The organism is Lachnoclostridium sp. An14, assembly GCF_002160755.1.
In the GTDB taxonomy this organism is placed as follows: Bacteria; Bacillota; Clostridia; order Lachnospirales; family Lachnospiraceae; genus Lachnoclostridium_A.
This window is the reverse complement of the sequence record NZ_NFLE01000009.1, coordinates 21,283-43,355: the sequence shown is the minus strand read 5'-3', so window position 1 is coordinate 43,355 and position 22,073 is coordinate 21,283. Positions and strand designations below refer to the sequence as shown.

At 52.7% G+C, this 22,073-nt stretch carries 34 protein-coding genes and 1 pseudogene; all 35 read right to left on the bottom strand.

The features are described from left to right. Complete coding sequence (locus tag B5E84_RS06935) at positions 1-501, bottom strand: PcfB family protein (RefSeq protein WP_002576352.1); 501 nt, start codon at positions 499-501, stop codon at positions 1-3. 101 nt (positions 502-602) lie between these two features. After that, positions 603-914 carry a DUF5720 family protein gene (locus B5E84_RS06930; protein WP_002576353.1) on the bottom strand — a complete coding sequence of 104 codons (312 nt, stop codon included), beginning with the start codon at positions 912-914 and terminating at the stop codon, positions 603-605. Further along, positions 907-1,269 (bottom strand): DUF7768 domain-containing protein, encoded by a 363-nt coding sequence (locus B5E84_RS06925; protein ID WP_002578791.1) that lies wholly within the window; start codon positions 1,267-1,269, stop codon positions 907-909. The genes B5E84_RS06930 and B5E84_RS06925 overlap by 8 nt, the downstream gene beginning before the upstream one ends. 48 nt (positions 1,270-1,317) lie before the next feature. Beyond that, positions 1,318-2,211 (bottom strand): DUF6017 domain-containing protein, encoded by an 894-nt coding sequence (locus B5E84_RS06920; RefSeq protein WP_002576355.1) that lies wholly within the window; start codon positions 2,209-2,211, stop codon positions 1,318-1,320. 69 nt (positions 2,212-2,280) lie between these two features. Then, complete coding sequence (locus tag B5E84_RS06915; RefSeq protein WP_038270780.1) at positions 2,281-2,466, bottom strand: hypothetical protein; 186 nt, start codon at positions 2,464-2,466, stop codon at positions 2,281-2,283. Between the two features lie 33 nt (positions 2,467-2,499). Continuing rightward, positions 2,500-2,775 carry a DUF5720 family protein gene (locus B5E84_RS06910; protein WP_002576357.1) on the bottom strand — a complete coding sequence of 92 codons (276 nt, stop codon included), beginning with the start codon at positions 2,773-2,775 and terminating at the stop codon, positions 2,500-2,502. Between the two features lie 12 nt (positions 2,776-2,787). Next, complete coding sequence (locus B5E84_RS06905) at positions 2,788-3,714, bottom strand: ParB/RepB/Spo0J family partition protein (protein WP_002576358.1); 927 nt, start codon at positions 3,712-3,714, stop codon at positions 2,788-2,790. Further along, positions 3,671-4,492, bottom strand: a complete 822-nt coding sequence (locus B5E84_RS06900) for a ParA family protein (protein ID WP_087221194.1) — start codon at positions 4,490-4,492, stop codon at positions 3,671-3,673. Before B5E84_RS06900 ends, B5E84_RS06905 begins: the two co-directional genes overlap by 44 nt. A 443-nt stretch (positions 4,493-4,935) precedes the next feature. After that, positions 4,936-5,328: a 30S ribosomal protein S9 gene (gene rpsI / locus B5E84_RS06895; protein WP_087221191.1), complete on the bottom strand. Its 393-nt coding sequence runs from the start codon at positions 5,326-5,328 to the stop codon at positions 4,936-4,938. Positions 5,329-5,355: 27 nt separating this feature from the next. After that, positions 5,356-5,784: a 50S ribosomal protein L13 gene (gene rplM, locus B5E84_RS06890; RefSeq protein ID WP_087221188.1), complete on the bottom strand. Its 429-nt coding sequence runs from the start codon at positions 5,782-5,784 to the stop codon at positions 5,356-5,358. 492 nt (positions 5,785-6,276) lie between these two features. Continuing rightward, positions 6,277-7,014: pseudogene (gene truA, locus B5E84_RS06885) on the bottom strand (tRNA pseudouridine(38-40) synthase TruA); the annotation flags it as partial. Continuing rightward, on the bottom strand, positions 7,011-7,811 hold the full coding sequence (locus B5E84_RS06880) for an energy-coupling factor transporter transmembrane component T family protein (RefSeq protein WP_087221182.1): 801 nt from the start codon (positions 7,809-7,811) through the stop codon (positions 7,011-7,013). The gene B5E84_RS06880 and the pseudogene truA, both read right to left, overlap by 4 nt. Continuing rightward, entirely contained in the window at positions 7,805-8,683 is an 879-nt protein-coding gene (locus B5E84_RS06875) for an energy-coupling factor transporter ATPase (RefSeq protein WP_087221179.1), read from the bottom strand. Before B5E84_RS06875 ends, B5E84_RS06880 begins: the two co-directional genes overlap by 7 nt. Further along, positions 8,674-9,546: an energy-coupling factor transporter ATPase gene (locus tag B5E84_RS06870; protein ID WP_087221177.1), complete on the bottom strand. Its 873-nt coding sequence runs from the start codon at positions 9,544-9,546 to the stop codon at positions 8,674-8,676. Before B5E84_RS06870 ends, B5E84_RS06875 begins: the two co-directional genes overlap by 10 nt. 262 nt (positions 9,547-9,808) lie before the next feature. Beyond that, complete coding sequence (locus B5E84_RS06865) at positions 9,809-11,101, bottom strand: N-acetylmuramoyl-L-alanine amidase family protein (protein ID WP_087221174.1); 1,293 nt, start codon at positions 11,099-11,101, stop codon at positions 9,809-9,811. Positions 11,102-11,447: 346 nt separating this feature from the next. Next, a complete protein-coding gene (locus B5E84_RS06860) occupies positions 11,448-11,984 on the bottom strand; it encodes a bL17 family ribosomal protein (protein WP_087221171.1) in 537 nt (178 codons plus the stop codon). Positions 11,985-12,082: 98 nt separating this feature from the next. Continuing rightward, positions 12,083-13,045: a DNA-directed RNA polymerase subunit alpha gene (locus B5E84_RS06855; RefSeq protein WP_087221169.1), complete on the bottom strand. Its 963-nt coding sequence runs from the start codon at positions 13,043-13,045 to the stop codon at positions 12,083-12,085. Positions 13,046-13,139: 94 nt separating this feature from the next. Continuing rightward, on the bottom strand, positions 13,140-13,733 hold the full coding sequence (gene rpsD / locus B5E84_RS06850; RefSeq protein ID WP_087221167.1) for a 30S ribosomal protein S4: 594 nt from the start codon (positions 13,731-13,733) through the stop codon (positions 13,140-13,142). Between the two features lie 15 nt (positions 13,734-13,748). Then, complete coding sequence (gene rpsK / locus B5E84_RS06845) at positions 13,749-14,150, bottom strand: 30S ribosomal protein S11 (protein ID WP_087221165.1); 402 nt, start codon at positions 14,148-14,150, stop codon at positions 13,749-13,751. Between the two features lie 90 nt (positions 14,151-14,240). Then, on the bottom strand, positions 14,241-14,609 hold the full coding sequence (gene rpsM, locus B5E84_RS06840) for a 30S ribosomal protein S13 (RefSeq protein WP_087221163.1): 369 nt from the start codon (positions 14,607-14,609) through the stop codon (positions 14,241-14,243). A gap of 26 nt (positions 14,610-14,635) precedes the next feature. Continuing rightward, a complete protein-coding gene (rpmJ, locus tag B5E84_RS06835) occupies positions 14,636-14,749 on the bottom strand; it encodes a 50S ribosomal protein L36 (RefSeq protein ID WP_087221160.1) in 114 nt (37 codons plus the stop codon). A 221-nt stretch (positions 14,750-14,970) separates the two neighbouring features. Beyond that, positions 14,971-15,189, bottom strand: coding sequence for a translation initiation factor IF-1 (gene infA / locus B5E84_RS06830; RefSeq protein WP_087221159.1), 219 nt, complete (start codon positions 15,187-15,189; stop codon positions 14,971-14,973). Positions 15,190-15,200: 11 nt separating this feature from the next. Beyond that, the gene (locus B5E84_RS06825; protein WP_087221156.1) at positions 15,201-15,449 is read right to left on the bottom strand and encodes a KOW domain-containing RNA-binding protein; all 249 of its coding nucleotides are present in this window, start codon (positions 15,447-15,449) and stop codon (positions 15,201-15,203) included. Positions 15,450-15,458: 9 nt separating this feature from the next. Continuing rightward, positions 15,459-16,214: a type I methionyl aminopeptidase gene (gene map, locus B5E84_RS06820; RefSeq protein WP_087221153.1), complete on the bottom strand. Its 756-nt coding sequence runs from the start codon at positions 16,212-16,214 to the stop codon at positions 15,459-15,461. Positions 16,215-16,217: 3 nt separating this feature from the next. Continuing rightward, positions 16,218-16,862 (bottom strand): adenylate kinase, encoded by a 645-nt coding sequence (locus tag B5E84_RS06815; RefSeq protein ID WP_087221150.1) that lies wholly within the window; start codon positions 16,860-16,862, stop codon positions 16,218-16,220. Positions 16,863-16,947: 85 nt separating this feature from the next. After that, complete coding sequence (secY, locus tag B5E84_RS06810; RefSeq protein ID WP_087221147.1) at positions 16,948-18,273, bottom strand: preprotein translocase subunit SecY; 1,326 nt, start codon at positions 18,271-18,273, stop codon at positions 16,948-16,950. 1 nt (position 18,274) lies between these two features. Beyond that, positions 18,275-18,715 (bottom strand): 50S ribosomal protein L15, encoded by a 441-nt coding sequence (gene rplO, locus B5E84_RS06805; protein ID WP_087221144.1) that lies wholly within the window; start codon positions 18,713-18,715, stop codon positions 18,275-18,277. Positions 18,716-18,739: 24 nt separating this feature from the next. Beyond that, positions 18,740-18,922: a 50S ribosomal protein L30 gene (gene rpmD, locus B5E84_RS06800; RefSeq protein WP_087221141.1), complete on the bottom strand. Its 183-nt coding sequence runs from the start codon at positions 18,920-18,922 to the stop codon at positions 18,740-18,742. A 14-nt stretch (positions 18,923-18,936) separates the two neighbouring features. Continuing rightward, positions 18,937-19,446, bottom strand: a complete 510-nt coding sequence (rpsE, locus tag B5E84_RS06795; RefSeq protein ID WP_087221138.1) for a 30S ribosomal protein S5 — start codon at positions 19,444-19,446, stop codon at positions 18,937-18,939. Between the two features lie 20 nt (positions 19,447-19,466). Further along, positions 19,467-19,835 carry a 50S ribosomal protein L18 gene (gene rplR, locus B5E84_RS06790; protein WP_087221135.1) on the bottom strand — a complete coding sequence of 123 codons (369 nt, stop codon included), beginning with the start codon at positions 19,833-19,835 and terminating at the stop codon, positions 19,467-19,469. A 17-nt stretch (positions 19,836-19,852) separates the two neighbouring features. Further along, complete coding sequence (rplF, locus tag B5E84_RS06785) at positions 19,853-20,395, bottom strand: 50S ribosomal protein L6 (protein WP_087221132.1); 543 nt, start codon at positions 20,393-20,395, stop codon at positions 19,853-19,855. A gap of 117 nt (positions 20,396-20,512) precedes the next feature. Next, positions 20,513-20,914, bottom strand: a complete 402-nt coding sequence (gene rpsH / locus B5E84_RS06780) for a 30S ribosomal protein S8 (protein WP_087221129.1) — start codon at positions 20,912-20,914, stop codon at positions 20,513-20,515. An 80-nt stretch (positions 20,915-20,994) separates the two neighbouring features. Then, the gene (locus B5E84_RS06775; protein WP_087221126.1) at positions 20,995-21,180 is read right to left on the bottom strand and encodes a type Z 30S ribosomal protein S14; all 186 of its coding nucleotides are present in this window, start codon (positions 21,178-21,180) and stop codon (positions 20,995-20,997) included. A 15-nt stretch (positions 21,181-21,195) separates the two neighbouring features. Next, positions 21,196-21,735: a 50S ribosomal protein L5 gene (rplE, locus tag B5E84_RS06770; RefSeq protein WP_087221122.1), complete on the bottom strand. Its 540-nt coding sequence runs from the start codon at positions 21,733-21,735 to the stop codon at positions 21,196-21,198. A 23-nt stretch (positions 21,736-21,758) separates the two neighbouring features. Next, a complete protein-coding gene (gene rplX / locus B5E84_RS06765) occupies positions 21,759-22,064 on the bottom strand; it encodes a 50S ribosomal protein L24 (protein ID WP_087221119.1) in 306 nt (101 codons plus the stop codon). Positions 22,065-22,073 lie beyond the last annotated feature (9 nt).

Below are 22,073 nucleotides of genomic sequence, written 5' to 3'. Positions count from 1 at the left end.
TCATCGTTCCAGCTCCTTCCGCTTGTTCCGGTCCACAACGGCGTGTTTCACCAGCTCTTTGAACTGGCTCAGCTTTGCCAGCACGGACGGACGCTCTGTTTTCTGCGCCTTTCTGACCTTCTTGCCGGTGTACTCGGTAAAGGCAGCGGTCAGGGCATCCGCATCGCGGCCTTTGAAAAAGATCAGGTACTTGGGCGGGGAGCTGCTGCGGTCCTTCTTCACCGCATAGTCAACGCCGTATTTCCGGGCGATCTTTTCAAACTCCTTGATGGAGGGGTCGGTGATCTCGATGTTGGAAACGCCCTGATTCTGGCCGATCAGCTGCTTCACCGTCTGTTTGCCGTGGGGAATCACGGGGGTATCCCGGCTTTTCTGCTTTTGCAGCTTCTTTTCCTTGCGGTGGGCAAGGTACTTGGTGATGGCGGCCTTAAACAGCCGCCCGGTAAACTTTGTTCCGCTGACTACCAGCGTCAAAGTCCTGTTTTCCACTTCCTCCTGCATAGGTCATCGCCTCCTTTCCACGGATTTTGCAGGGGTGGCGCTTGATACTAAGGCGGGACCACCAGCCGCCGCAGCAGGTATTTCATCATGGCAGGCTCCTTTCAACGCAGCTGATCGGAGCGGTCATAGTACAGATGTCCCTGGCGCACCTTGGCATGGCTGAGAATCTTGATGTGGCCCTTTTCCTGGTTCTCCAGGCTTTTCTGGTATCCGGCCTCCGTCAGAAACAGGCGGGTCCGTTCGCCTTTCCAGCCCACCGGCGAATCGTGGGTCAGCACATCGAAGATAATCATGTGCCGGGTGTCCTCGGCAAACCGCTCCAAATCCATGTACTCATGGCCGTGGTAGTTCTGCGCCCCGGCCTTGAGCCGCATTTCCTCCATCAGCTGGCCCACGGTCTTACGCTCAGGCATGGCGCGCACCTCCTTTCCCGCGTCCCTGGCCTTTCACAGTCAGGATACCGTCCAGGGTGGTAGCGGTGATCCGCAGGCGCTCAGCGGTGGCGATGTCATTCTTCACGGTCTCGTCGATGCCGTGGCCGCAGACCACCAGCACATGGGACCGGCGCAGATAGTCTCGCACCATATCCAGCCCGTCCTTGTGTTCCTGGGGAATCTCGTCCTTGAGGAAGGTGGACAAGAACAGAACCGGGCAGATGGGCGAATACCCGGCGTCGTACACCTGGCGGCAGTAGGTGGCAGCGTTCTCGGCGTTCTCATACTGGTTGTTGCTCCAGGGAGCCGTAATGTAGGCAAGAGGTCGTTTCATGGCAAAATCCTTTCTCCCGGTATTGCCGGGCAACAGAAAAGCGGCTGTTTACCAGCCGCCTGTGTTCATATCGTGATTGACTTGTACGGTGTAGTGATTGCTGATCGTGGTGGGCGCGTTGAACAGCACTGCAAGCAAATACTGTTTCATATTGCGGACCTCCGTGGTGTTTTTCTGCATACCGTCCATGACAAATCGGATATGCTCGCTATCCAGCTTCAAGAACCGGGAGCGCACGACTTCATGGGGAAAGTCGCTGCCAGCGATCCGAGTGGTTTTACGTTTGGCACAAACGGTCTCCACCATCAGCTCCACAATCTCGTCCAGGTCCTCACGGTAGGTCGAAAACTCTCTGCACAGATAGTCATACTCGATGTTCTCCAGAATCAATTCCCGATAATTTTCTATCTCTGAGACAGACATCGCATCCCTTCCTTTCCGTTCCGGCAGCTGTGCTGCCGCTGTTTCCCGGAAGGGAATGGAATCGGTACTTGCTCCATGAGTATTTTGTTTTTGAGTATTTGGTTTCTCTATATTTAATTCTGCGGGCTTTTCCGTATCCGGTTTATCCAGATACGGGTTTTCCGTATCTGGTGAAGCCGTATCTGGTACAGCCGTATCCGGCCTTGGCGTTTCTGGCTGCCTGGGCTGGGGTTTCTCATAAATCACATACTCGGTGTCGCTGATCCGGCCTTGTTGGTCCCGCAGCTGGTTCCGCACGATGTAACCGGCGGTTTCCAACTCCCGCAGCGCACTGCCGATGGCATCAACGCCCTCCTTGCAGATTTTCGCAAGTCCACGGGTAGTATAGTTCCAGTCATCAGGCAGGGATAACATCATGGAAAGAAGCCCCTTTGCCTTGAGGGATAGTTCGTGGTTCCGCAGGTGATGATTGCTCATCACGGTATAATCTTTGGTCCGTTCAATGCGAAAAACGGCCATTGACTTCACTCCTTTCTAATTTTAGGGCATGAAAAAAGCCACAATCCTTCGTGAAAAAGACTGTGGCTTTCAGCTGTTTTTGTTGTTCTGCCAGGGCCGGTAAGGACGCTTGTACTTCGGCGGATGACTGAACATCGGCTCATGCTCCGAAAACGGGAGGGTCTGCAAAACCCGGTCAATGTCGGTGGATTCCATATCATACTGGGACTGGCAACTTTCCCGGATGGCATCTTTGATGCTCTGGACAGTACACATATTCATTCCTTTCCTTTCGTAGTGATAATGAGTTTACGGGTGGCGGCGGCGCTTGTCCGGTTTGAAGTCGAGCACATGGCCCTCGATCACACGGGCATACCGCTTGATTTTGATTTCCCGACGCTTCTGGCTTACGAGGGCGGCCTGATACCCGTCCTCCGTAAGAAACAGCCGCATATCATCGCCGGGGCAGCCGTAGGAACAAGGGCGCTGAACGGAAAACTCGATCATCCAGCGGGTGCTGTCCTGAAAACGCTCTACGGCCAAGATATTGTGTCCTTTCAGCTCACGGGCTGAAATATCCCTCATAGGCGGCTCCTTTCATCGTTCCTGGTCTCTCTGGCGCTTCTTCTGCCACGCCTCCAGCAGTTTGATAATGGTTTCCTGCATCCGCTGGGGCGTATAGCTTTTGGGGAAATACTTCCGCAGGGTGTCGGAGGTGAAAGTCACTTTGTCGAGATCACTTTTCTTTTCCTCACCCATGATGACGCGCATCATATCGAGGGTCAGATGTCCCTCCTGGCTGTATTTCTTGAGTCGCTGAGCCTGGGAGAGAGAGGGGGTAGCCTGTTCGCTGTCCATCGCGTCCAGCAAATCCCGCTGTTCTTCTTTTTTGAGAAAGGACAGCTCATAAGCCGGATTGAGGGCGATTTTCTTTTCATCGACCATATCCAGCAGTTCGGGAATCAGCTCCGTCAGGCGGATATAGCGCTGCACCTGGTTCCTACTCGAACCAGCCTGCTGCGCCAACAATTCATCTGCACGCAACTTCGTCCCAAGTTGGGACGAAGTTAAGTCCCCCCGTGCGCCTTGGTGTTTCATAGCCTCCAGCTTCATCTTGTAAGCAAAGGCCCTTTCGCTGGGGAGCAGGCTTTCACGTTGTAAGTTGCTGTCCACCATGATGATAGTGGCAGCATCATCGTCCAGGTCTCGGACAATGACAGGCATGGTTTCTTTCTCGGCCAGCTCACTGGCCCGGTGCCGCCTGTGACCGGCAACCAGCTCATAGCCGCCCTCCGGGTCCGGGCGGGCGATCGCCGGAACCAGAACACCATACTGCCGAACGCTGTCGGCGGTCTCCATCATGGCCTCGTCATCCTTGACTTTGAAGGGATGCCCCTTAAATGGGTGCAGCTCAGACAGCGGAATTTCCTGTATCTTCTCCAGCTTGGCATCCTGGCGGCTTTCCTCGGTGGAAAACAAATCATCGTATGGAGCCAGCTCTACTTTTTTCGCGCTGCTTTTCAAGTTTTATCACCTCCTTGGTCAGATTCTTATAGCCCTCGGCCACCTTGCCATTAGGGTCATGGGCAAAAATGCTTTTGCCCTCGGCGCTGATCTCCTTTGCCCGGACAGAATGGGGAATCTCGGTGCCGAACACCTTGATTTTGCTGCCATAGGTCTCCCGCAGCAGGGCGGCAATCTCCTTGGCGAAGTTGGTGCGGTTGTCCACCATCGTCAGCAATATGCCGTCGATCTGGAGCTTGGGGTTGATCTGCCGCTTCACCTTGTTTACGGTCTGGAGCAGCTGTTCCAGGCCCTTGGCGGGCAGGTACTCCGCCTGAACGGGGATTATGACCCTGTTGGCGGCGGCCAGGGCGTTGACCGTGAGCATACCCAGGGATGGCTGGCAGTCAATCAGGATATGGGAATACTGTCCCTTGAGCGTGTCCAGATACTGCCGCAGGATGGTCTCTCGGCTCATGGCGTTCACCAGGGAGACCTCCATGCCGGAGAGCTGGATGTCTGCGGGCATCAGGTCAACGCCCTCCGGGTGGTGCAGGATACCCTCGCCGGGGCGCAGCGGCTCGTCCATCAGGATACGGCCCATCGCGTCGGACAGGGTAAAGGGCAGCTTGTCCGGCTGGGGGTGGCCCAGGCTGATGGTCAGGCTGCCTTGCGGGTCCCCGTCGATCAGCAGCACTTTCTTTCCGGCCTGCGCCAGCCCAATCCCCAGGTTCACGCAGGTGGTTGTCTTGCCAACGCCGCCTTTCTGGTTGGCGATGGCGATGATTTGCGTGTTCAATGACTTCACCTCATTTCTGAATTGTTCTATGGCTTCTGGAAATAGAAAAAGCCGCCACTTCAAAAATTGAAAGTGACGGCCTTTTCTTATCCCGGAATGAAATTCCCCGGAAACGCAAAAAGCGCCCAGTAGAAAATACTGAGCGCTTGGCGATTAGATTTATTCTCTTTTGTTCAAATTAGGTCAAATTCAGACAAACCGTTTTCACGAAAAAGGTCTCTTGGAGATGTATAAATAAACATCCCCTTGGCATCCCAAAATCGCGTCTCGGTTGTCCTATTTTTTAACCCATAAGCCCTCTTTTTGGGGTGGTTGTCCACCATTTAACCCATAGAAAACGGGTTAAAAGAGGCTTCGTTCTGTCAAATTGCGTCAAACCATTTGAAAAGGAAAAACCCCGGAAACCGCGTAGTTCCGGGGTTTTTGACCACTTTTGATAAAGTTTAGCGCTTGCTGAACTGCGGAGCGCGACGGGCAGCCTTGAGGCCGTACTTCTTTCTCTCTTTCATTCTCGGATCTCTGGTTAAGAAACCAGCTTTCTTGAGAACCGGTCTGTAGTCAGCGTCTGCCTGCAGCAGAGCTCTGGAAATACCGTGACGGATCGCACCAGCCTGGCCGGTGAAACCACCACCGCGTACGTTTACCAGAACGTCGAACTTGTCAACGGTCTCCGTAGCCACCAGGGGCTGACGAACAACCAGCTTTAAGGTCTCCAGTCCAAGATACTCATCAATATCTCTCTTGTTGATGGTGATCTTGCCGGTACCGGGTACCAGGTATACTCTAGCGATAGATTTTTTTCTTCTTCCAGTTCCATAGAATTTTGCGTTAGCCATTACGATTTCCTCCTTTCAAGACCTCAATTAAAATGTTAAAACTTCCGGTTTCTGCGCTGCGTGCTCATGCTCCGGTCCTGCGTAAACGTGAAGTTTTCCCATCATGCTTCTTCCTAAAGGTCCCTTCGGAAGCATTCCCTTAACTGCTAACTCGATTACCTTCTCCGGCTTTTTGGCCATCATCTCTCTGAGAGTGGTCTCTTTCATGCCGCCTACGTAATCAGAATGTCTGTAGTAGATCTTCTGATCCAGTTTCTTTCCAGTAACCTGGATCTTGTCAGCGTTTACTACGATCACGTAGTCGCCGCAATCCATGTGGGGCGTGAAGATCGGCTTATTCTTACCTCTTAAAACTGCGGCAACCTCGGAAGCTAAACGTCCCAGGGTGCATCCTGCAGCATCAACTACATACCATTTTCTATCAATCGTCGCTGGACTAGCCATAAAGCTTTTCATTGGTCATCCTCCTGTTATATTCCAATGTGATTAACTGTTTTACTTATATCAAAATGCTTATTCCGGGGCAGGGCTAAGCATTTTTTTCATAATGTCACATTTACGTATTATATAATATCCCCCCGGCGCTGTCAAGCTGTTTTTCCTCAAAAATACGGGAAAATGCAAGAAAAATCAAGGGTTTCCGGCACTTGAGAACGTGTCCCGTGCCACGAGCCGCCAGGGCGCATTGTCCGGGCCTTCCGCCGTCTCCAAAACGTAGCGGCCGTAGCTCTGTCCCGCCGCCAGCCATCCCTGCCGGTCTGCCACAAAAACGCGGGCCGCGCCGTTTCGCGACGCCTGGTGGATCACCCTGCTGAGCAGGGAGTATAAATATTCCTCCCGGCACCTCTCCACCGTCAAATAGGCGTTTCCAAGCTCTGCCGCCTGGCTCTGGTCCAGCACGTACTCCCAGTCCTCGTTGCTGCCGCGAATCTCCGGCCGCAGTTCCTTCTCATACTCCATGCCCACCAGGGTCAGCCCCTTAGCCGGCGCCGTAGGCCCGGCTGCCTGCCGGTCTCTGGCCGCCAGAATCGCCGGCATCTCCTCCGGGGCGCACATCCCCATTCCTACCTTCATCAGTGTCCCGGCGATGATCCGCACCATATTGTAGAGAAAACCGCTCCCGCTGATCCGGATGGTGATCACATCGTCCGGCGTCCGGTCCACCGTCAGGCTGTAAACCGTCCGCACCGTGTCCTCGTCCTGCTTTCTCAGCGTGCAAAAGCTGCGAAAATCATGTTCGCCCACCAGGTAGGCCGCCGCCTCCCGCATTTTCCCCTCATCCAGCTCAAAGTAGCAGAAATGCGTGTAAAGCCGCAGGGTGGGCACGTTGATTTTCCGGTTTAAAATGCGGTATTCATATGTTTTCACACAGTTTTGTTTCCGCGGATGCCAGCGGGCCGGCACCTCCTCCGAGGACTGGACTCTCACGTCCTCCGGCAGGCGCTGGTTTAAGGCAAAGCAGATCTTGTCCGCCGGCATCCTGTTTTCCGTGTCAAATACCGCCACATTTCCCAGGGAGTGAACGCCGGAGTCCGTGCGGCTGGCTCCGATCACCGCCACCGGCTCCTTCAAAAGCTCCGTGAGCGCTTTATTTAAAACCTCCTCGATGGTCACCCCGTTTGGCTGGAGCTGCCAGCCGCAGTAATTGGTGCCGTCGTAGGCCACCGTCAGTTTCACCCGCTTCATCTCACAAACCTCGTTCCGATCACAGCCGCCAGATAGATCACCAGCACCAGCTGGGCGATCCGGTCCCGTTTTTCATAGTGCAGAGGTTTCATCTTCGTTCTGCCTTCCCCGCCGCGGTAGCATCTGGCCTCCATGGCCATGGCCAGATCCGTGGCCCTACGGAAGGCGGAAATGAACAGAGGCACCAAGAGCGGCACCATGCTTTTCGCCCTCTGAATCAGGTTGCCGGACTCAAAATCGGCGCCTCTGGCCATCTGGGCCTTCATGATTTTATCCGCCTCCTCGATGAGAATGGGGATAAACCGCAGGGCAATGGACATCATCATAGCCACCTCGTGCACCGGCACCCCGACCTTATTTAAAAAGCCCAGGCCCTTTTCCAGGCCGTCCGTCAGCTCGTTGGGGGTGGTGGTCAGGGTCATCACAGAAGACCCAAGCACCAGAAAAATCAGCCGCAGCGCCATAAAGGCCGCCGTTCTCACGCCTTCCAGAGTGATCTTTAAAAAGCCCAGCCGGACAAGCACCTCTCCGTCGGTGAGAAACAGGTTAAAGCTGACGCTGATCAGCAGCAGTACCAGGATCGCCTTTAAGCCCCGCACCATAAATTTAAACGGCACCTTCGACAGCCGGATCACCGCCGCCAGAAACAGAACTGACACGCCATAGCCGAAAAAGCTGTCCGCGCAGAACAGGGAAATGATAAACAGCAGCGTTCCCATCAGCTTTGTCCGCGGATCCATGCGGTGCAGCACGGAATCCACCGGGTAATATTGTCCCAATGTAATTTCTCTTAACATCCTGTTTTCCCGTCCTTCCCGTTCTCCATCCCCACCATGCGCAGGATGGCGTCCCTGGCCTCCTCCACGGTGATCAGGCCGTCGTCAATGGGGATTCCTTCCTTTCGCAGCGCCTGCACCACGTAGGTCACCTGGGGGGCCGCCAGGCCGATGGCCTCCAGCTCCTTATAGTGGCGGAACACATTTCTGGGGGTGTCGTCAAACACCTTTTCCCCGTGGTTCATCACAATCAGCCGGTCCGCGTACCGGGCGATGTCCTCCATGCTGTGGGACACCAGGACTATGGTCATTCCCTTTTCCCGGTGAAGGGTCTCAATCTCCCCCAGGATCTCATCCCGGCCCTTGGGATCCAGACCGGCGGTAGGCTCGTCTAAAATCAGCACCTCCGGGTGCATGGCCAGCACGCCGGCGATGGCCACCCGCCGTTTCTGGCCGCCGGAAAGCTCAAAGGGGGACTGCCTGTAAAAGCTCTCGTCCAGTCCCACCAGAGAGAGGGCCTCTTTTGCCCGCTCCTCCACTTCCTCCTTCGGGAGCCCCTGGTTCTTCGGCCCGAAACACACATCGGAAAACACATCCACCTCAAACAGCTGATGCTCCGGATACTGGAACACCAGTCCCACCTTGCTGCGGAGCGCCTTCAAATCATAGCCGGGAGCGTAAATATTTTCCCCGTTATAGTAAAGCTCTCCTCTGGTGGCCTTCAAAAGTCCGTTCAAATGCTGGATCAGCGTGGATTTTCCCGAACCGGTATGGCCAATCAGGCCGATAAACTGGCCGTCCTCAATCTCAAAATTCACATCCTTCAGCGCGTACTGCTCAAACGCCGTCCCTTCCCCGTATACATGGGTCAGATTTACCGCTTTTATCGACATATGCTATGCTCCTTCATGTAAGGGACCAGCTGGGAAAGCAGCTCGTCCATGGTCAGCACTCCTCTGGAAATGGGAAGACCTGCCTCCGCCAGCTCGTCCGCCAGCTCCGTCACCTGAGGGACGTCCAGGCGGAAATGTTTTAATTCCCGCACTCTGGAGAAAATTTCCCGCGGCGTGCCGTCCATCACCATTTTTCCACCGTCCATCACGATCACCCGGTCAGCGTCCACCACTTCCTCCATGTAGTGGGTAATGAGCAGAACGGTGATCTTCTCCCTCCGGTTTAACTCGTGAACGGTGCGGATCACCTCCCGCCGGCCGTTGGGATCCAGCATGGCCGTAGGCTCGTCCAAAATAATGCACTGCGGTTTCATGGCCATTACACCGGCAATGGCCACCCGCTGTTTCTGGCCTCCGGAGAGCTTATTGGGCGACTTTAAACGGTAGGCTGTCATTCCCACTGCCTCCAGGCTCTCGTCCACCCGTTTCCAGATCTCCTCCGTGGGCACGCCCAGATTTTCCGGGCCAAATCCCACATCCTCCTCCACGATATTTCCGATGATCTGGTTGTCGGGATTCTGAAATACCATCCCCGCCGTCTTGCGGATGTCCCAAATGTGGCCCTCATCCCGCGTATCCATGCCAGAAATGAGCACCGTTCCCTCTGTGGGCACCAGGATGCCGTTCACCTGCTTGGCGAAGGTGGATTTTCCGGAGCCGTTGTGCCCTAAAATAGCCACAAAGCTCCCTTCCTCAATATCCAGGGAGAGCCCGTCAATGGCCCGGTCCACTCCCTCTATCTGTTCATCCTCGTCCCGTCTGATATAGTCAAAAATCAGATTGACCGCTTTTATGATTCCCATATTGAGCCTTTCTTCTATATTATAGATGCTGAGGCCCCAGAGCCAAAAAGCCCTACGCACACAAGCCTGCCTCTGCGTTCGCCTTTTGCCCCCGGTGTCTGTTATATAGATCCATTTCGTCGGTTTTTAGTTTAGTTTAAATCCCCCCAGCCGTCAAGTGGGAATTGCGCAAACGGCCGCTGCCTCCGCCGTTCCTCCGCGCAAAAAGGCCGCCGGGCCGGAAAATCACTCTCCCGTCCCAGCGGCCCTGTGACCGCGTGATCTATTTCTTCCATTTACCGTCCGCGTCCAGCTCAAACACGCCGATGGTGGTGCTGTACGCCTTTTCCCCTGTACCCGGGTGGAAATAGTAGTAGTCCTCTCCGATCTTTACCCAGCCCTCTACCATGGCGCCGGAGGCATCCAGGTAGTATTGCTTCCCGTTGACCGTCAGCCAGCCGGTGACCATGGCGCCGCCCGGCAGCTCCGGGAACATTCCCGTATTCAGGAAATACCACTTGTTATTGATATAATTCCAGCCGGTGGCCAGAGATCCCTGGGGGCCTCCCGTGTACGGTTTCAGATAGTACCATCTGCCGTCCAGATACTGCCAGCCGGTGAGCATATATCCGTTGGAATCAAACCAGTACCAGTAGTCCTGGATGGTCAGCCAGCCGTTTTTGTGGTAGCTCCCGTCCGGATAGCGGAAATACCAGCTGTTCCCGTCCTGGATCCAGCCCACCTGGTTGGCTGTGACACCGCCGCCGGAGGTGCCTGGAGAACCTCCTGGCTTGTTGTCATCCTCCTGGCCTCTGCCATCGGAAACGTGATCCTCGCTGATGTACATTTCCTCAGACTCGGTCCACTCGCTCTTTTTGCCGTATTTTTTCTCGTCTGCCGTGTATGGCACCGTGCGCACCTTAAAATAGTACGCCCCCTCCTTCGTCATGTAGGGGTAGAAATTGTAGGAGGTTCCCTTGTACTCGTTTAACCGTTTCACCTCGCTGCTGCCCCGGTAGAGCACGACCTCATAGGCCCCGCTGCTGGCCTCCTCGCTCTTTTTCCATCTGGCCTTTCCGTACCCGGAATCCGCCCAATAGGCGTCCTCCGGCGCTCCGTAGGTTCCTTTGATGGGATTGATCCGCAAAGTCACCACCAGGTCGTCTCCGTCTTTGCTGGAGGAAACGTAGCTGCCGCCGCTGATATTGATATTGCTGGAACCATAGCTCCCGCGGAAATAATAGTCTGTATCCGCGTCGCTGCCGGGGCTGATCCACACCTTCATCTTCGGCTCCTCGCCGATGGTCATGTCCTTCGACTCTGATGTGAGCCACTCCGCGTCGGAAATATCATACTTGTCGGTGGTCTCATAGATATAGACCCCGCCGCTCACTTCCCCTTCCTCCGTGCCGATGCTGATCTCTGGAAGGCGGTCGCCCACCTCCAGATCTGTAGCTTTCACCTTTATAGACACACTTTTAATCACACTGGAATCTGCGTATCCCATAACCGGCACAGACACCGTCATCGCCGCGGCCGCCAAAAGCAGCCCTGCGCCCTTCTTCCATCGTTTCATATATCATTCCTCCAATTCATATACACCTTTCTGTCTTTATTATAAGGGACAGAAAAGGAAAACGTCAACTTACAATATTCTGACGATTCTATCCTTTTTCTGTCAGCCGTGTCCGCAGCTGTTTTTTCGTGGGGAACCGGCCTGTGCCAGGGGCTTTTCGCCGTCGGGGACGCGGTTTTCTGCGAATTCAAAAGCGCGCGCGACTGTGTACTCCCGCCGGAAACCTTCATATCATATGCAATGTAGTTTCCTGTTAAATGAAAAAAGCGGAGACCGCCCCACCCGCATTTCCTGCAGGCAGAACGTCTCCGCTCTGAATCATCGCTTGAGCACATTTTACATCGAATTATACTAACTCGATCATAACCTCCATCGCGCCGTCGCCCTTTCTCTGGCCGATCTTCACGATTCTGGTGTAGCCGCCGTTGCGGGAAACGTACTTCGGTGCGATCTCGTCGAACAGCTTTGCTACCAGGTCAACCTTCTTGGTGTTCTTCTTGCGGCTAGCCAGCTCCTTCGGAACCTCGGTCACATCGTAGAGAACCTTTAACATCTGTCTTCTGGCATGAAGTCTGGAAGGATTGTCCTTCTTGATCTCCTTGTCAACCTCGTCGTAAACGGTCACTTTCTTGCCGTCCACTACCTCTTTTACCCTCTTGCCGTTGGCATCCTTGCGGGCTACCTTCGCCTTAACGGTAACGGTCTCGAAGTTGTCCTTCTCCTTGACAGCCAGGGCGATCAGGCCCTCAACCACCTTGCGGATTTCCTTAGCTCTCGCCTCGGTGGTAACGATCTTTCCGTTGTATAACAGAGCCGTCACCTGGTTTCTGATTAACGCTTTTCTCTGACTGGACGTCTTGCCCAGCTTTCTATATCCTGCCATGATTTTATTTCCTCCATTTGTGGAACACACCGTCACGCTTCTTCGGTCTTACTGGCGGTATGCTTTTTGCCCATAAATTAGTTTCCGGCGGAAACCGCTTACTGCTCCTCGCTCGGGTTCAGCTGCAGTCCCAGCTCTTTTAACTTCGCCAGCACTTCCTCTAAGGACTTGCGGCCAAGGTTGCGGACCTTCATCATATCCTCCGGAGTTCTGTTGCACAGCTCCTCCACGGTGTTGATTCCGGCGCGCTTTAAACAGTTGTAGGAACGAACGGATAACTCCAGCTCGTCGATGTTCATTTCCAGAACTTTCTCCTTCTCGTTGTCCTCCTTCTCCACCATAACCTCCGCGGTCTTGGCGTTCTCGGAAAGGTCAATGAAAAGGTTCAAGTGCTCGCTGAGCACCTTCGCGGCCAGGCTCACCGCCTCGTCGGGATCAATGGTGCCGTTGGTGTATACGTCCAATGTCAGCTTGTCATAGTCCGTAATCTGACCAACACGCGTATTTTCAACAGAAAGGTTCACTCTCTCTACAGGGGTGTAGATGGAATCCACAGCGATCACGCCGATGGGGAGATCCTCCTTCTTGTTTTTGTCGGCACTTACGTAGCCGCGGCCCTTGGTGATGGTAAGCTCCATGTAGAACTTGCTGTCTGCGCCGCCGCTTAAAGTAGCGATCACCTGGTCCGGATTCATGATCTCGATGTCGGCATCCGCCTGGATGTCGGCCGCGGTGATCACGCCCTCGCCCTCGAACTCAATGTAAGCGACCTTCGGGTCATTGCTCTCACTGTGGTTCTTGATCGCTAAGCTCTTGATGTTCATGATAATCTCAGTTACATCCTCCTTGACGCCGGGAATGGAACTGAACTCGTGCAAAACGCCGTCGATTTTCACTTGGCTGACTGCGGCACCGGGTAAAGAGGAAAGCATGATTCTTCTTAAAGAGTTTCCCAACGTGGTGCCATAGCCTCTCTCCAGAGGTTCCACCACAAACTTGCCGTATCTCTTGTCTTCTGAGATTTCCGCAATCTCAATGTTTGGTTTTTCAAAATCGAACACTATTTAGCCCCTCCTTCTGGGAATTATATCGAGGGTTTTCTTCGCAAGGGTCCATCCGGACCGCCAGATGGCGGCCAGGATGGTTGTCCCGCTATTATTTAGAATACAACTCGACGATAAGCACTTCGTTTACCGGAACATCAATCTCGTCTCTGGTCGGGTACTCCTTCACAGTCGCGCGAAGGTTCTCCTGATCAGCCTCAAGCCATGCCGGAACCATTCTGCCGGCGGTTACCTCCAGGACATCTTTGTATCTCTGGCAGGATTTGTACTTCTCTTTGATCTCGATCACATCGCCCGGTTTTACCTGGTAGGACGGGATGTTCACGCACTTGCCGTTTACCAGCACGTGCTTGTGATCTACGATCTGTCTGGTCTCTTTTCTGGTGCGGCCAAAGCCAAGACGGAACAGTACGTTGTCCAGTCTGCACTCTAAAAGGATCATCAGGTTCTCACCGCTCTGTCCGCTCATGCGGCAAGCCTTCTTGTAGTAGTTACGGAAGGGCTTTTCCAGAACGCCGTAGATGAATTTTGCTTTCTGCTTCTCTCTTAACTGAAGGCCATACTCGCTTACTTTTCTGTTAGCTCTCTTTAATTCTCTGTTTGATTTCTTGTCAATTCCTAAATAGATCGGATCAAGTCCAAGGGATCTGCATCTTTTAAGAACAGGAACTCTATCAACTGCCATTTTATTTCCTCCTAATTAGACTCTTCTACGTTTCGGCGGACGACATCCGTTATGCGGCACGGGGGTTACGTCCTTAATGCTGGTTACCTCTAATCCGCAAGCCTGCAGAGCGCGGATTGCTGCCTCACGACCGGAACCCGGTCCCTTTACCATAACGTCAACGGATTTCAAACCATGTACAAGAGCTGCCTTAGTAGCAGTTTCTGCCGCCATCTGAGCTGCATATGGAGTAGATTTCCTTGAACCTCTAAATCCCAGACCGCCCGCACTTGCCCAAGATAAGGCATTACCCTGCGTATCCGTCAAAGTAACGATGGTGTTATTGAAGGATGACTGGATGTGCGCCTGTCCGCGTTCAACGTTTTTCTTTACACGCTTTTTGGTCACTTTCTTTGCAGTGGACACTTTTTTAGCCATTTTAAACTAACCTACTTTCTTGAATACTTGAACCCAGTTTCCTGTTTTTAAAACATACAACGTGATTCATTTACTGCTTGTTACTTTCGATTATTTCTTCTTATTTGCTACAGTCTTTCTCGGACCTTTGCGGGTTCTTGCGTTGGTCTTGGTCTTCTGACCACGAACCGGAAGACTTCTTCTGTGACGGATTCCGCGATAGCAGCCGATCTCCTGAAGTCTCTTGATGTTCATAGCGATCTCTCTACGAAGATCACCCTCAACCACCTGAGTCTCAGCGATTACAGCTGAAATCTTCTTTACCTCGTCGTCAGTCAGATCCTTGACGCGGGTATCCGGATTTACGCCAGCCTCTGCAAGAATACGGTTTGCACTTGCACGGCCAATGCCGTAGATGTAAGTCAAGCCGATCTCAACACGTTTTTCCCTTGGTAAATCAACACCTGAAATACGAGCCATTTGTGTAGTACACCTCCATTAATAAATTAGCCTTGTCTTTGTTTGTGCTTCGGGTTTTCACAGATTACTCTGATACTGCCTTTACGCTTGATGATTTTGCATTTTTCGCAAATCGGTTTTACTGATGCTCTAACCTTCACAGCAATTCTCCTTTCCTCAGAACCTCCGGACAAGCCGGATCCTCAGGTATACCCCATGGAATCTATTTCCATTTGGGCAAACTTCACCCAGTATCTCAACAAAGTCGCTAGAGCATTATAGCACTAATTTTCCCATAATGCAAGCGGTTTTTTCAGATTTTCCCGGGCTTTTCCCGATTCCCTTCCCGCGGGGGTTCTCCGGCGCCTGTGCGCGCCGGTTCTTATTTGTCTCTCCAGATGATCCTGCCCTTGGAAAGATCATACGGGGATAACTCGATGGTGACACGGTCGCCGGGAAGGATTCTGATGTAGTTCATGCGCAGCTTTCCGCTGATATGAGCTAACACCTGATGGCCGTTCTCCAGCTCTACCTGGAACATGGCGTTGGGGAGTTTCTCCACAACCGTTCCCTCAATTTCAATTACATCTGCCTTAGACATCCGATTTCCTCCTATTTAAGATGATTTTCTCTCTCGTAAGCCCTGATGATGAGCCTTACGGCCTCATCCGTGGCGGGCATGGCGCCGGCGCGGCGGATAACCTGGATATGCTTCTTGTTCTTTCTCTTTGGCTTTTCCAGGGTTCGTGATGTTCCATCCGCCAGAATAACATATTCTCCGGCCTCTGCCAATATGATAAAGTGATTTCCTCTGTCATGCCCGGCCAGGGATCTGGCCAGATCTCCCACTCTGTACTCCATAGTGCTCACCTACAGACGGAGAGACAGGATTTCCGGCTCGCCCTCGGTGATGAGAACGGTGTTCTCATAGTGGGCGGAAAGAGAGCCGTCCTCCGTTTTTACTGTCCAGTCGTCATCCATCCAGATCACGTCGGGGCGTCCCGCGTTGATCATGGGCTCGATGGCCAGGGTCATGCCCGGCTCCAGCCGGATGCCCTTTCGCTTCTGGGCGAAATTCGGCACCTCCGGATCCTCGTGGAGATGGGTGCCGATGCCGTGGCCTACCAGGTCCCGCACCACCCCATAGCCGAATTTCTCCGCGTACGCCTGGATAGCGGAGGAAATATCATTTAGATGATTGCCAGCTTTTGCAAATTTAATCCCTTCAAAAAAGCACTGTCTCGTGACTTCCATGAGCTTTTCCGCCTCCGGGCTGACCGTCCCCACGGCGTGGGTCCGGGCCGCGTCGGAGTGATAGCCCTTGTAAATCACTCCCGCATCCAGGCTGACGATGTCGCCCTCCTCCAGATGCCGCCTTTTGTTAGGAATGCCGTGAACCACCTCGTCGTTCACGGACACGCAGATGGAGGCGGGATAGCCGTTGTAATTCTTGAAGGAAGGAATGCACCCGAATCCACGGATGATCTTCTCCCCAAGCCGGTCAATGTCCATGGTGGTCATGCCCGGACGGATCGCCGCCGCCAGCTCCTCATGAGTACGGGCGAGGATTTCCCCCGCCTTCCTCATGAGCTCAATTTCTCGTTCCGATTTAATCGTCACTGCCATTCCTTAAGCTCCTAAAATAGCTACGATGTCGTCAAATACCTTGTCCATGTCCTGGGTTCCGTCCACCTCGGCCAGCACACCCGCCTTCTTGTAATAATCAATCAGCGGCTGCGTCTGCTCGTGGTAAACAGCCAGTCTGTTCTGTACGGTCTCCGGCTTGTCGTCGTCCCTTAAGATCAGCTTGTCGCCGCAGGCGTCACATACGCCCTCCTGTTTCGGAGGATTGAACTCGATGTGATAGGTGGCGCCGCAGTTTACGCAGGCCCGTCTGCCGCCCATTCTGGATACGATGGCGGAATCGGGAACGTCCACATTCACCGCGTAGTCGATGGCCTCTCCCATGTCGCCTAAAGCCTTTGTCAGGCTCTCAGCCTGAGGAATGGTCCTCGGGAAACCGTCCAGCACATAACCCTTCTCACAGTCAGCCTCATGGATCCGGTCAAGCAGCATCCCGATGGTGATCTCATCCGGCACCAGCTTGCCCTGATCCATGTACTCCTTGGCCTTCATTCCCAGCTCCGTGCCCCCCTTGATATTGGCACGGAAAATGTCCCCCGTGGAAATGTGGGGAATGCCGTATTTGGCGGCAATCCTCTTGGCCTGAGTCCCTTTTCCTGCTCCTGGAGCTCCCAACATGATAATTTTCATTGCTTATACCCCCTTTTTTGGTATTTCCTTTAGTTTCCTTTATACCAGAAGAAACACGCGTAGTGTGCGTGTTTCCTCAAGTCTGTCAGTCATTCAAGAATCCCTTGTAATTGCGCACCAGCATCTGAGACTCAATAGCCTTGATGGTCTCCAGCGTTACGGACACGATAATAATGATGGACGTTCCGCCGAAGGATAAATGTCCGATGCCCGTAAGGCCGGACACGATGATCGGGAGCAGGCAGATCAGGATCAGCCCAACAGCCCCGATAAACACAAGGTAGTTCAGAATCTGGTTCAGATAGTCGGATGTGGGCTTTCCGGGACGGATGCCAGGAATAAACCCTCCGGCTTTCTTCATATTATTCGCCACTTCCAGCGGGTTGAAGGTGATGGAAGTGTAGAAATAGGCAAATACAACGATCAGCGCCACATAGATGACCACTCCGATGGAATATACCGGACGGGCCGGAACAAACCAGTTGGAGGAGTTTAACACTGCCAGAATGTGTCCGCCGATCCCTGTGGCCTGCACGCCGAGTAGCTGTGCGATCACCACCGGGAAGGACATAATGGAAGATGCGAAAATGACCGGGATCACGCCTGCGGTATTGACCTTTAACGGGATGTGAGTGGACTGGCCTCCCACCATCCGGCGTCCCTGCATTTTCTTGGAATACTGTACCGGAATCCTTCTCTCTCCGTCCTGGAGGACCACAACAAATACCACCACGCCAATGATGACCGCAATGATGATGATGGCGATCACCAGGGCAATGCCGATATTGCTGGCTGAGGCGACGAACATGGTGTACAGGGTCGTCACATCTCCAGGCAGACTGGAAATGATGTTGATCAGAAGAACGATGGAAATACCGTTTCCGATACCGTTCTGAGTGATCCGCTCACCAATCCACATTAACAGCGCGCTGCCTGCGGTCATGGCGGAAATCACGACGATCACACTCCAGAAATTGTACGTAGTCAGAAGGCCCTGGCGGCCGAAACCGATGGCCATGGCACTGGATTGAATCAGCGCCAGGGCTACGGTCACGTATCTGGTGTATTCTGCAATCTTCTTTCTCCCATCCTCTCCATCCTTCTGCATCTCCTCCAGCTTTGGAATCGCTATGGTGAGCAGCTGCATAATGATGGAAGATGTGATGTACGGGGTAATGCTCAGCGCGAACAGGGACATATTCGTAAAGGAACCGCCCGTCAGCGCGTCGAGGAAGTTAAATGCGTCTCCGGTATTAGCCAGCCTGGCGAACCAGTCCTGGATAAATGCCTTATCCACACCCGGAATGGGAAGGAGAGAGCCGAAACGGATGACCACCAGCATCATGGCGGTGTACAGCAGTTTCTTCCGCAGATCCGGGATCTTAAACGCATTCCTGAGTGTTGTCAACATATTAGATCACCTCGCAGGTTCCACCTAAAGCCTCAATCTTCTCCTTTGCTCCTTCGCTGAAAGCGTTGGCCTTCACGTTGAGCTTCTTGGTCAGCTCGCCGTTTCCAAGAATCTTCACGCCGTCGCGCGGATTCTTCACGATGCCGCACTCAATGAGAGTCTCAACGGTTACCACTGCCTCGTTGTCAAATCTCTCTAAAGCGCCTACGTTGATACCTACGATCGTCTTTGTGTTTCTATTGGTAAAGCCTCTCTTGGGAAGACGTCTGTATAAAGGCATCTGGCCGCCCTCGAAACCGGGTCTGGGAGCTCCGGAACGAGCCTTCTGGCCCTTGTGTCCCTTGCCGGCCGTCTTGCCGTTGCCTGAGCCGTGTCCACGTCCTCTTCTGAAATTATCGCTGTGCTTGGACCCTTCTGCAGGTCTTAAATTGGATAAATCCATCCCTGGCACCTCCTTGCTCTATGATTAAACTTCTTCTACTTTTACCAGGTGTCTCACACTCTGGATCATACCTCTGACAGCACTGTTGTCGGGCATCTCAACCGTCTTGTGAAGTTTCTTGAGACCAAGAGCCTCAACGGTTGCTCTCTGCTTCGGAACTGCGCCAATCGGAGACTTTACTAATGTGATTTTTAACTTCTCTGCCATTTTTATTCTCCTCCTTAGCCTAAGATTTCTTCTACAGATTTGCCGCGAAGTCTCGCAACCTCCTCCGGGGTCTTCATCTGAGTCAGGCCCTGAAGGGTAGCCAGAACTACGTTGGTCTTGTTATTGGAGCCAAGGGACTTGGTACGGATGTTCTTGATTCCAGCCAGCTCCAGCACGTTACGGGCCGGGCCGCCTGCGATGATACCGGTACCTTCCGGAGCTCTCTTAAGCAGCACGTTGGCGCTGCCGAACTTTCCGATAAAGTCGTGGGGTACGCTGTTGTTCTCATCCATCGGGATCTCGATCAGATTCTTCGTCGCTGCCTCTTTGCCCTTGCGGATTGCCTCCGGAACCTCGGCTGCCTTGCCAAGGCCGGCGCCTACGTGTCCATTGCCATCGCCTACAACTACTAAAGCAGAGAATCTCATGGTACGTCCGCCCTTAACAGTCTTAGATACGCGCTTGATGGCAACAACTTTGTCGTTTAACTCTAACTGACTTGCATCAATGATTGTACGTTTCATGCTGTGCGTTCTCCTCTCTACTAGAATTCCAGTCCAGCTTCTCTAGCAGCCTCTGCTAAAGCTTTGACCTTACCATGATAAATGAATCCGCCTCTATCAAAGACAACGGTGTTGATTCCCTTCTCCAGAGCTCTCTTTGCAACCAGGGTGCCTACGTAAGCGGCAGCCTCTACGTTGTCGGTGTGCTCTAACTCTGCTTTCACGGCCTTCTCGGTGGTAGAAGCAGCTACTAAGGTATTTCCAACTGTGTCGTCAATAATTTGAGCATACATATGATTATTGCTTCTGAACACGGCTAAACGCGGTCTCTCTGCAGTACCTGCAAAACGATTCCGTAATCTGGCGTGCTTTTTAACGCGAACTTCGCTTCTTGATTTCTTGCTAACCATTTTTACACTCTCCTTACTTATTTCTTACCAGTTTTACCAACTTTGCGTCTGATCACTTCATCAGCGTACTTGATTCCCTTGCCCTTGTACGGCTCAGGTCTTCTCTTGTCTCTGATCTCAGCAGCGTACTGGCCAACCTTCTCTTTGCTGATGCCCTTAACGGTAATCTTGTTCTGTCCGTCCAGAACGGTCTCGATGCCCTCCGGATCCTCCATCTCTACGGGATGGGAGTAACCCAGGTTCAGAACCAGCTTCTTGCCCTGCTTAGCAGCTCTGTAACCAACACCGTTTACTTCCAGAACCTTCTCATAGCCCTCAGTTACGCCGTGGATCATATTAGCGATCAGTGTTCTCGTAAGACCATGTAAGGATTTCATCTTCTTTAAATCGTTCGGTCTCGTCACCACGATATGACCATCTTCCTCTTTGATCGTCATCTCTGCAGGTAATACTCTTTCAAGTGTTCCCTTCGGACCTTTTACAGTCACCTTGTTGTCGTCTGCGATCGTTACGGTCACTCCGGCCGGGATCGCGATTGGCATTCTTCCGATACGTGACATGATGCCATTTACCTCCTACTTAGATTTTCGGAAAGGGCGTTGGCGCCCTTTCTGTTTTCAGTTTCTGTTATTTTTGTAAACAATCCTTCCACTCATCCGAGTGTTTCGTGATTGAGATTACCAAACGAATGCCAGAACCTCTCCGCCTACGCCAAGCTTTCTGGCCTCTTTATCGGTGATAACGCCCTGGTTGGTGGAAACGATAGCGATTCCCAGTCCGCCCAGAACCTTCGGCATATCCTCGCTGTTTGCGTATACACGCAGACCGGGCTTGGAAATTCTCTTGATGCCGGTGATGATTCTCTCGTTCTTGTCCTTGCCGTACTTTAATGCGATACGGATCGTCTTGAACGCGCCATCTTCCACAATGTCATATTTCTCAATGTAGCCCTCATTTACCAGGATGTCGGCAATCGCCAGCTTCATCTTGGAAGAAGGTACATCTACTGTATCATGTTTTGCAGTGTTCGCATTACGGATTCTTGTAAGCATATCTGCAATCGGATCGCTCATGGTCATTTTGATTTGCCTCCTTATACTCTCTCATCATCATTTCGTACACCGGGCCCGGCGAAAACCGCCTGCCAGGTGTCCAATGCTTACCAGCTTGCCTTCTTAACTCCGGGGATCTGGCCCTTGTATGCTAACTCACGGAAGCAAATTCTGCAAATTCCGTATTTTCTTAAATAAGCGTGGGGACGGCCACAAATTCTGCAGCGGTTGTACTCTCTGGTGGAGAATTTCGGATCGCGCTGCTGTTTGATTTTCATTGAAGTCTTAGCCATTGATACATCCTCCTATTATTTAGCAAATGGCATATTGAATAATTTCAAAAGTTCACGAGCTTCCTCATCGGTCTTAGCCGTGGTAACGAAGATCACGTCCATACCTCTTACCTTGTCAACTTTATCGTATTCAATCTCCGGGAAGATTAACTGCTCTTTGATACCAAGGGCATAGTTACCTCTGCCGTCGAACGCGTTCGGGTTTACGCCGCGGAAGTCACGCACGCGGGGGAGAGCCAGGTTGATCAGACGATCAGCGAACTCATACATTCTCTCGCCGCGGAGAGTTACCTTACAGCCGATGGCCATACCCTCTCTGATCTTGAAGTTCGCAACGGACTTCTTAGCCTTCGTAACAACGGCCTTCTGTCCGGAGATGATCTCCAAATCTCTTACAGCAGAGTCCAGGACCTTCGCGTTGTCTTTCGCCTCGCCAACACCCATGTTGATGACGATCTTGTCTAACTTCGGCACTTCCATGATGTTCTTATAACCGAATTTCTTAATCATAGCGTCTACGATTTCGCTCTGATACATTTCTTTTAATCTAGCCAACTTTCTGTTCCTCCTCTCTGTAATTAGTCAATCACCTTGCCGGTAGCCTTGGCTACGCGCACCTTCTTGCCGTCCTTAACCTCAAAGCCGACTCTGGTAGCCTTGCCGTCCACAACCAGCATTACGTTGGAAATATCGATCGGAGCTTCCTTGTGGGTGATTCCACCCTGGGGATTTCCTGCGCTGGGCTTCGCGTGTTTCGTAACCATGTTGCAGCCCTCAACCAGGACCTTGTTGTTCTTCGTGTCTACGTGAAGAACCTTGCCCTGCTTATCTTTATCCTTACCTGCGATTACTTTGACTAAATCGTCTCTCTTAATTTTATGCACAGTGGGTAC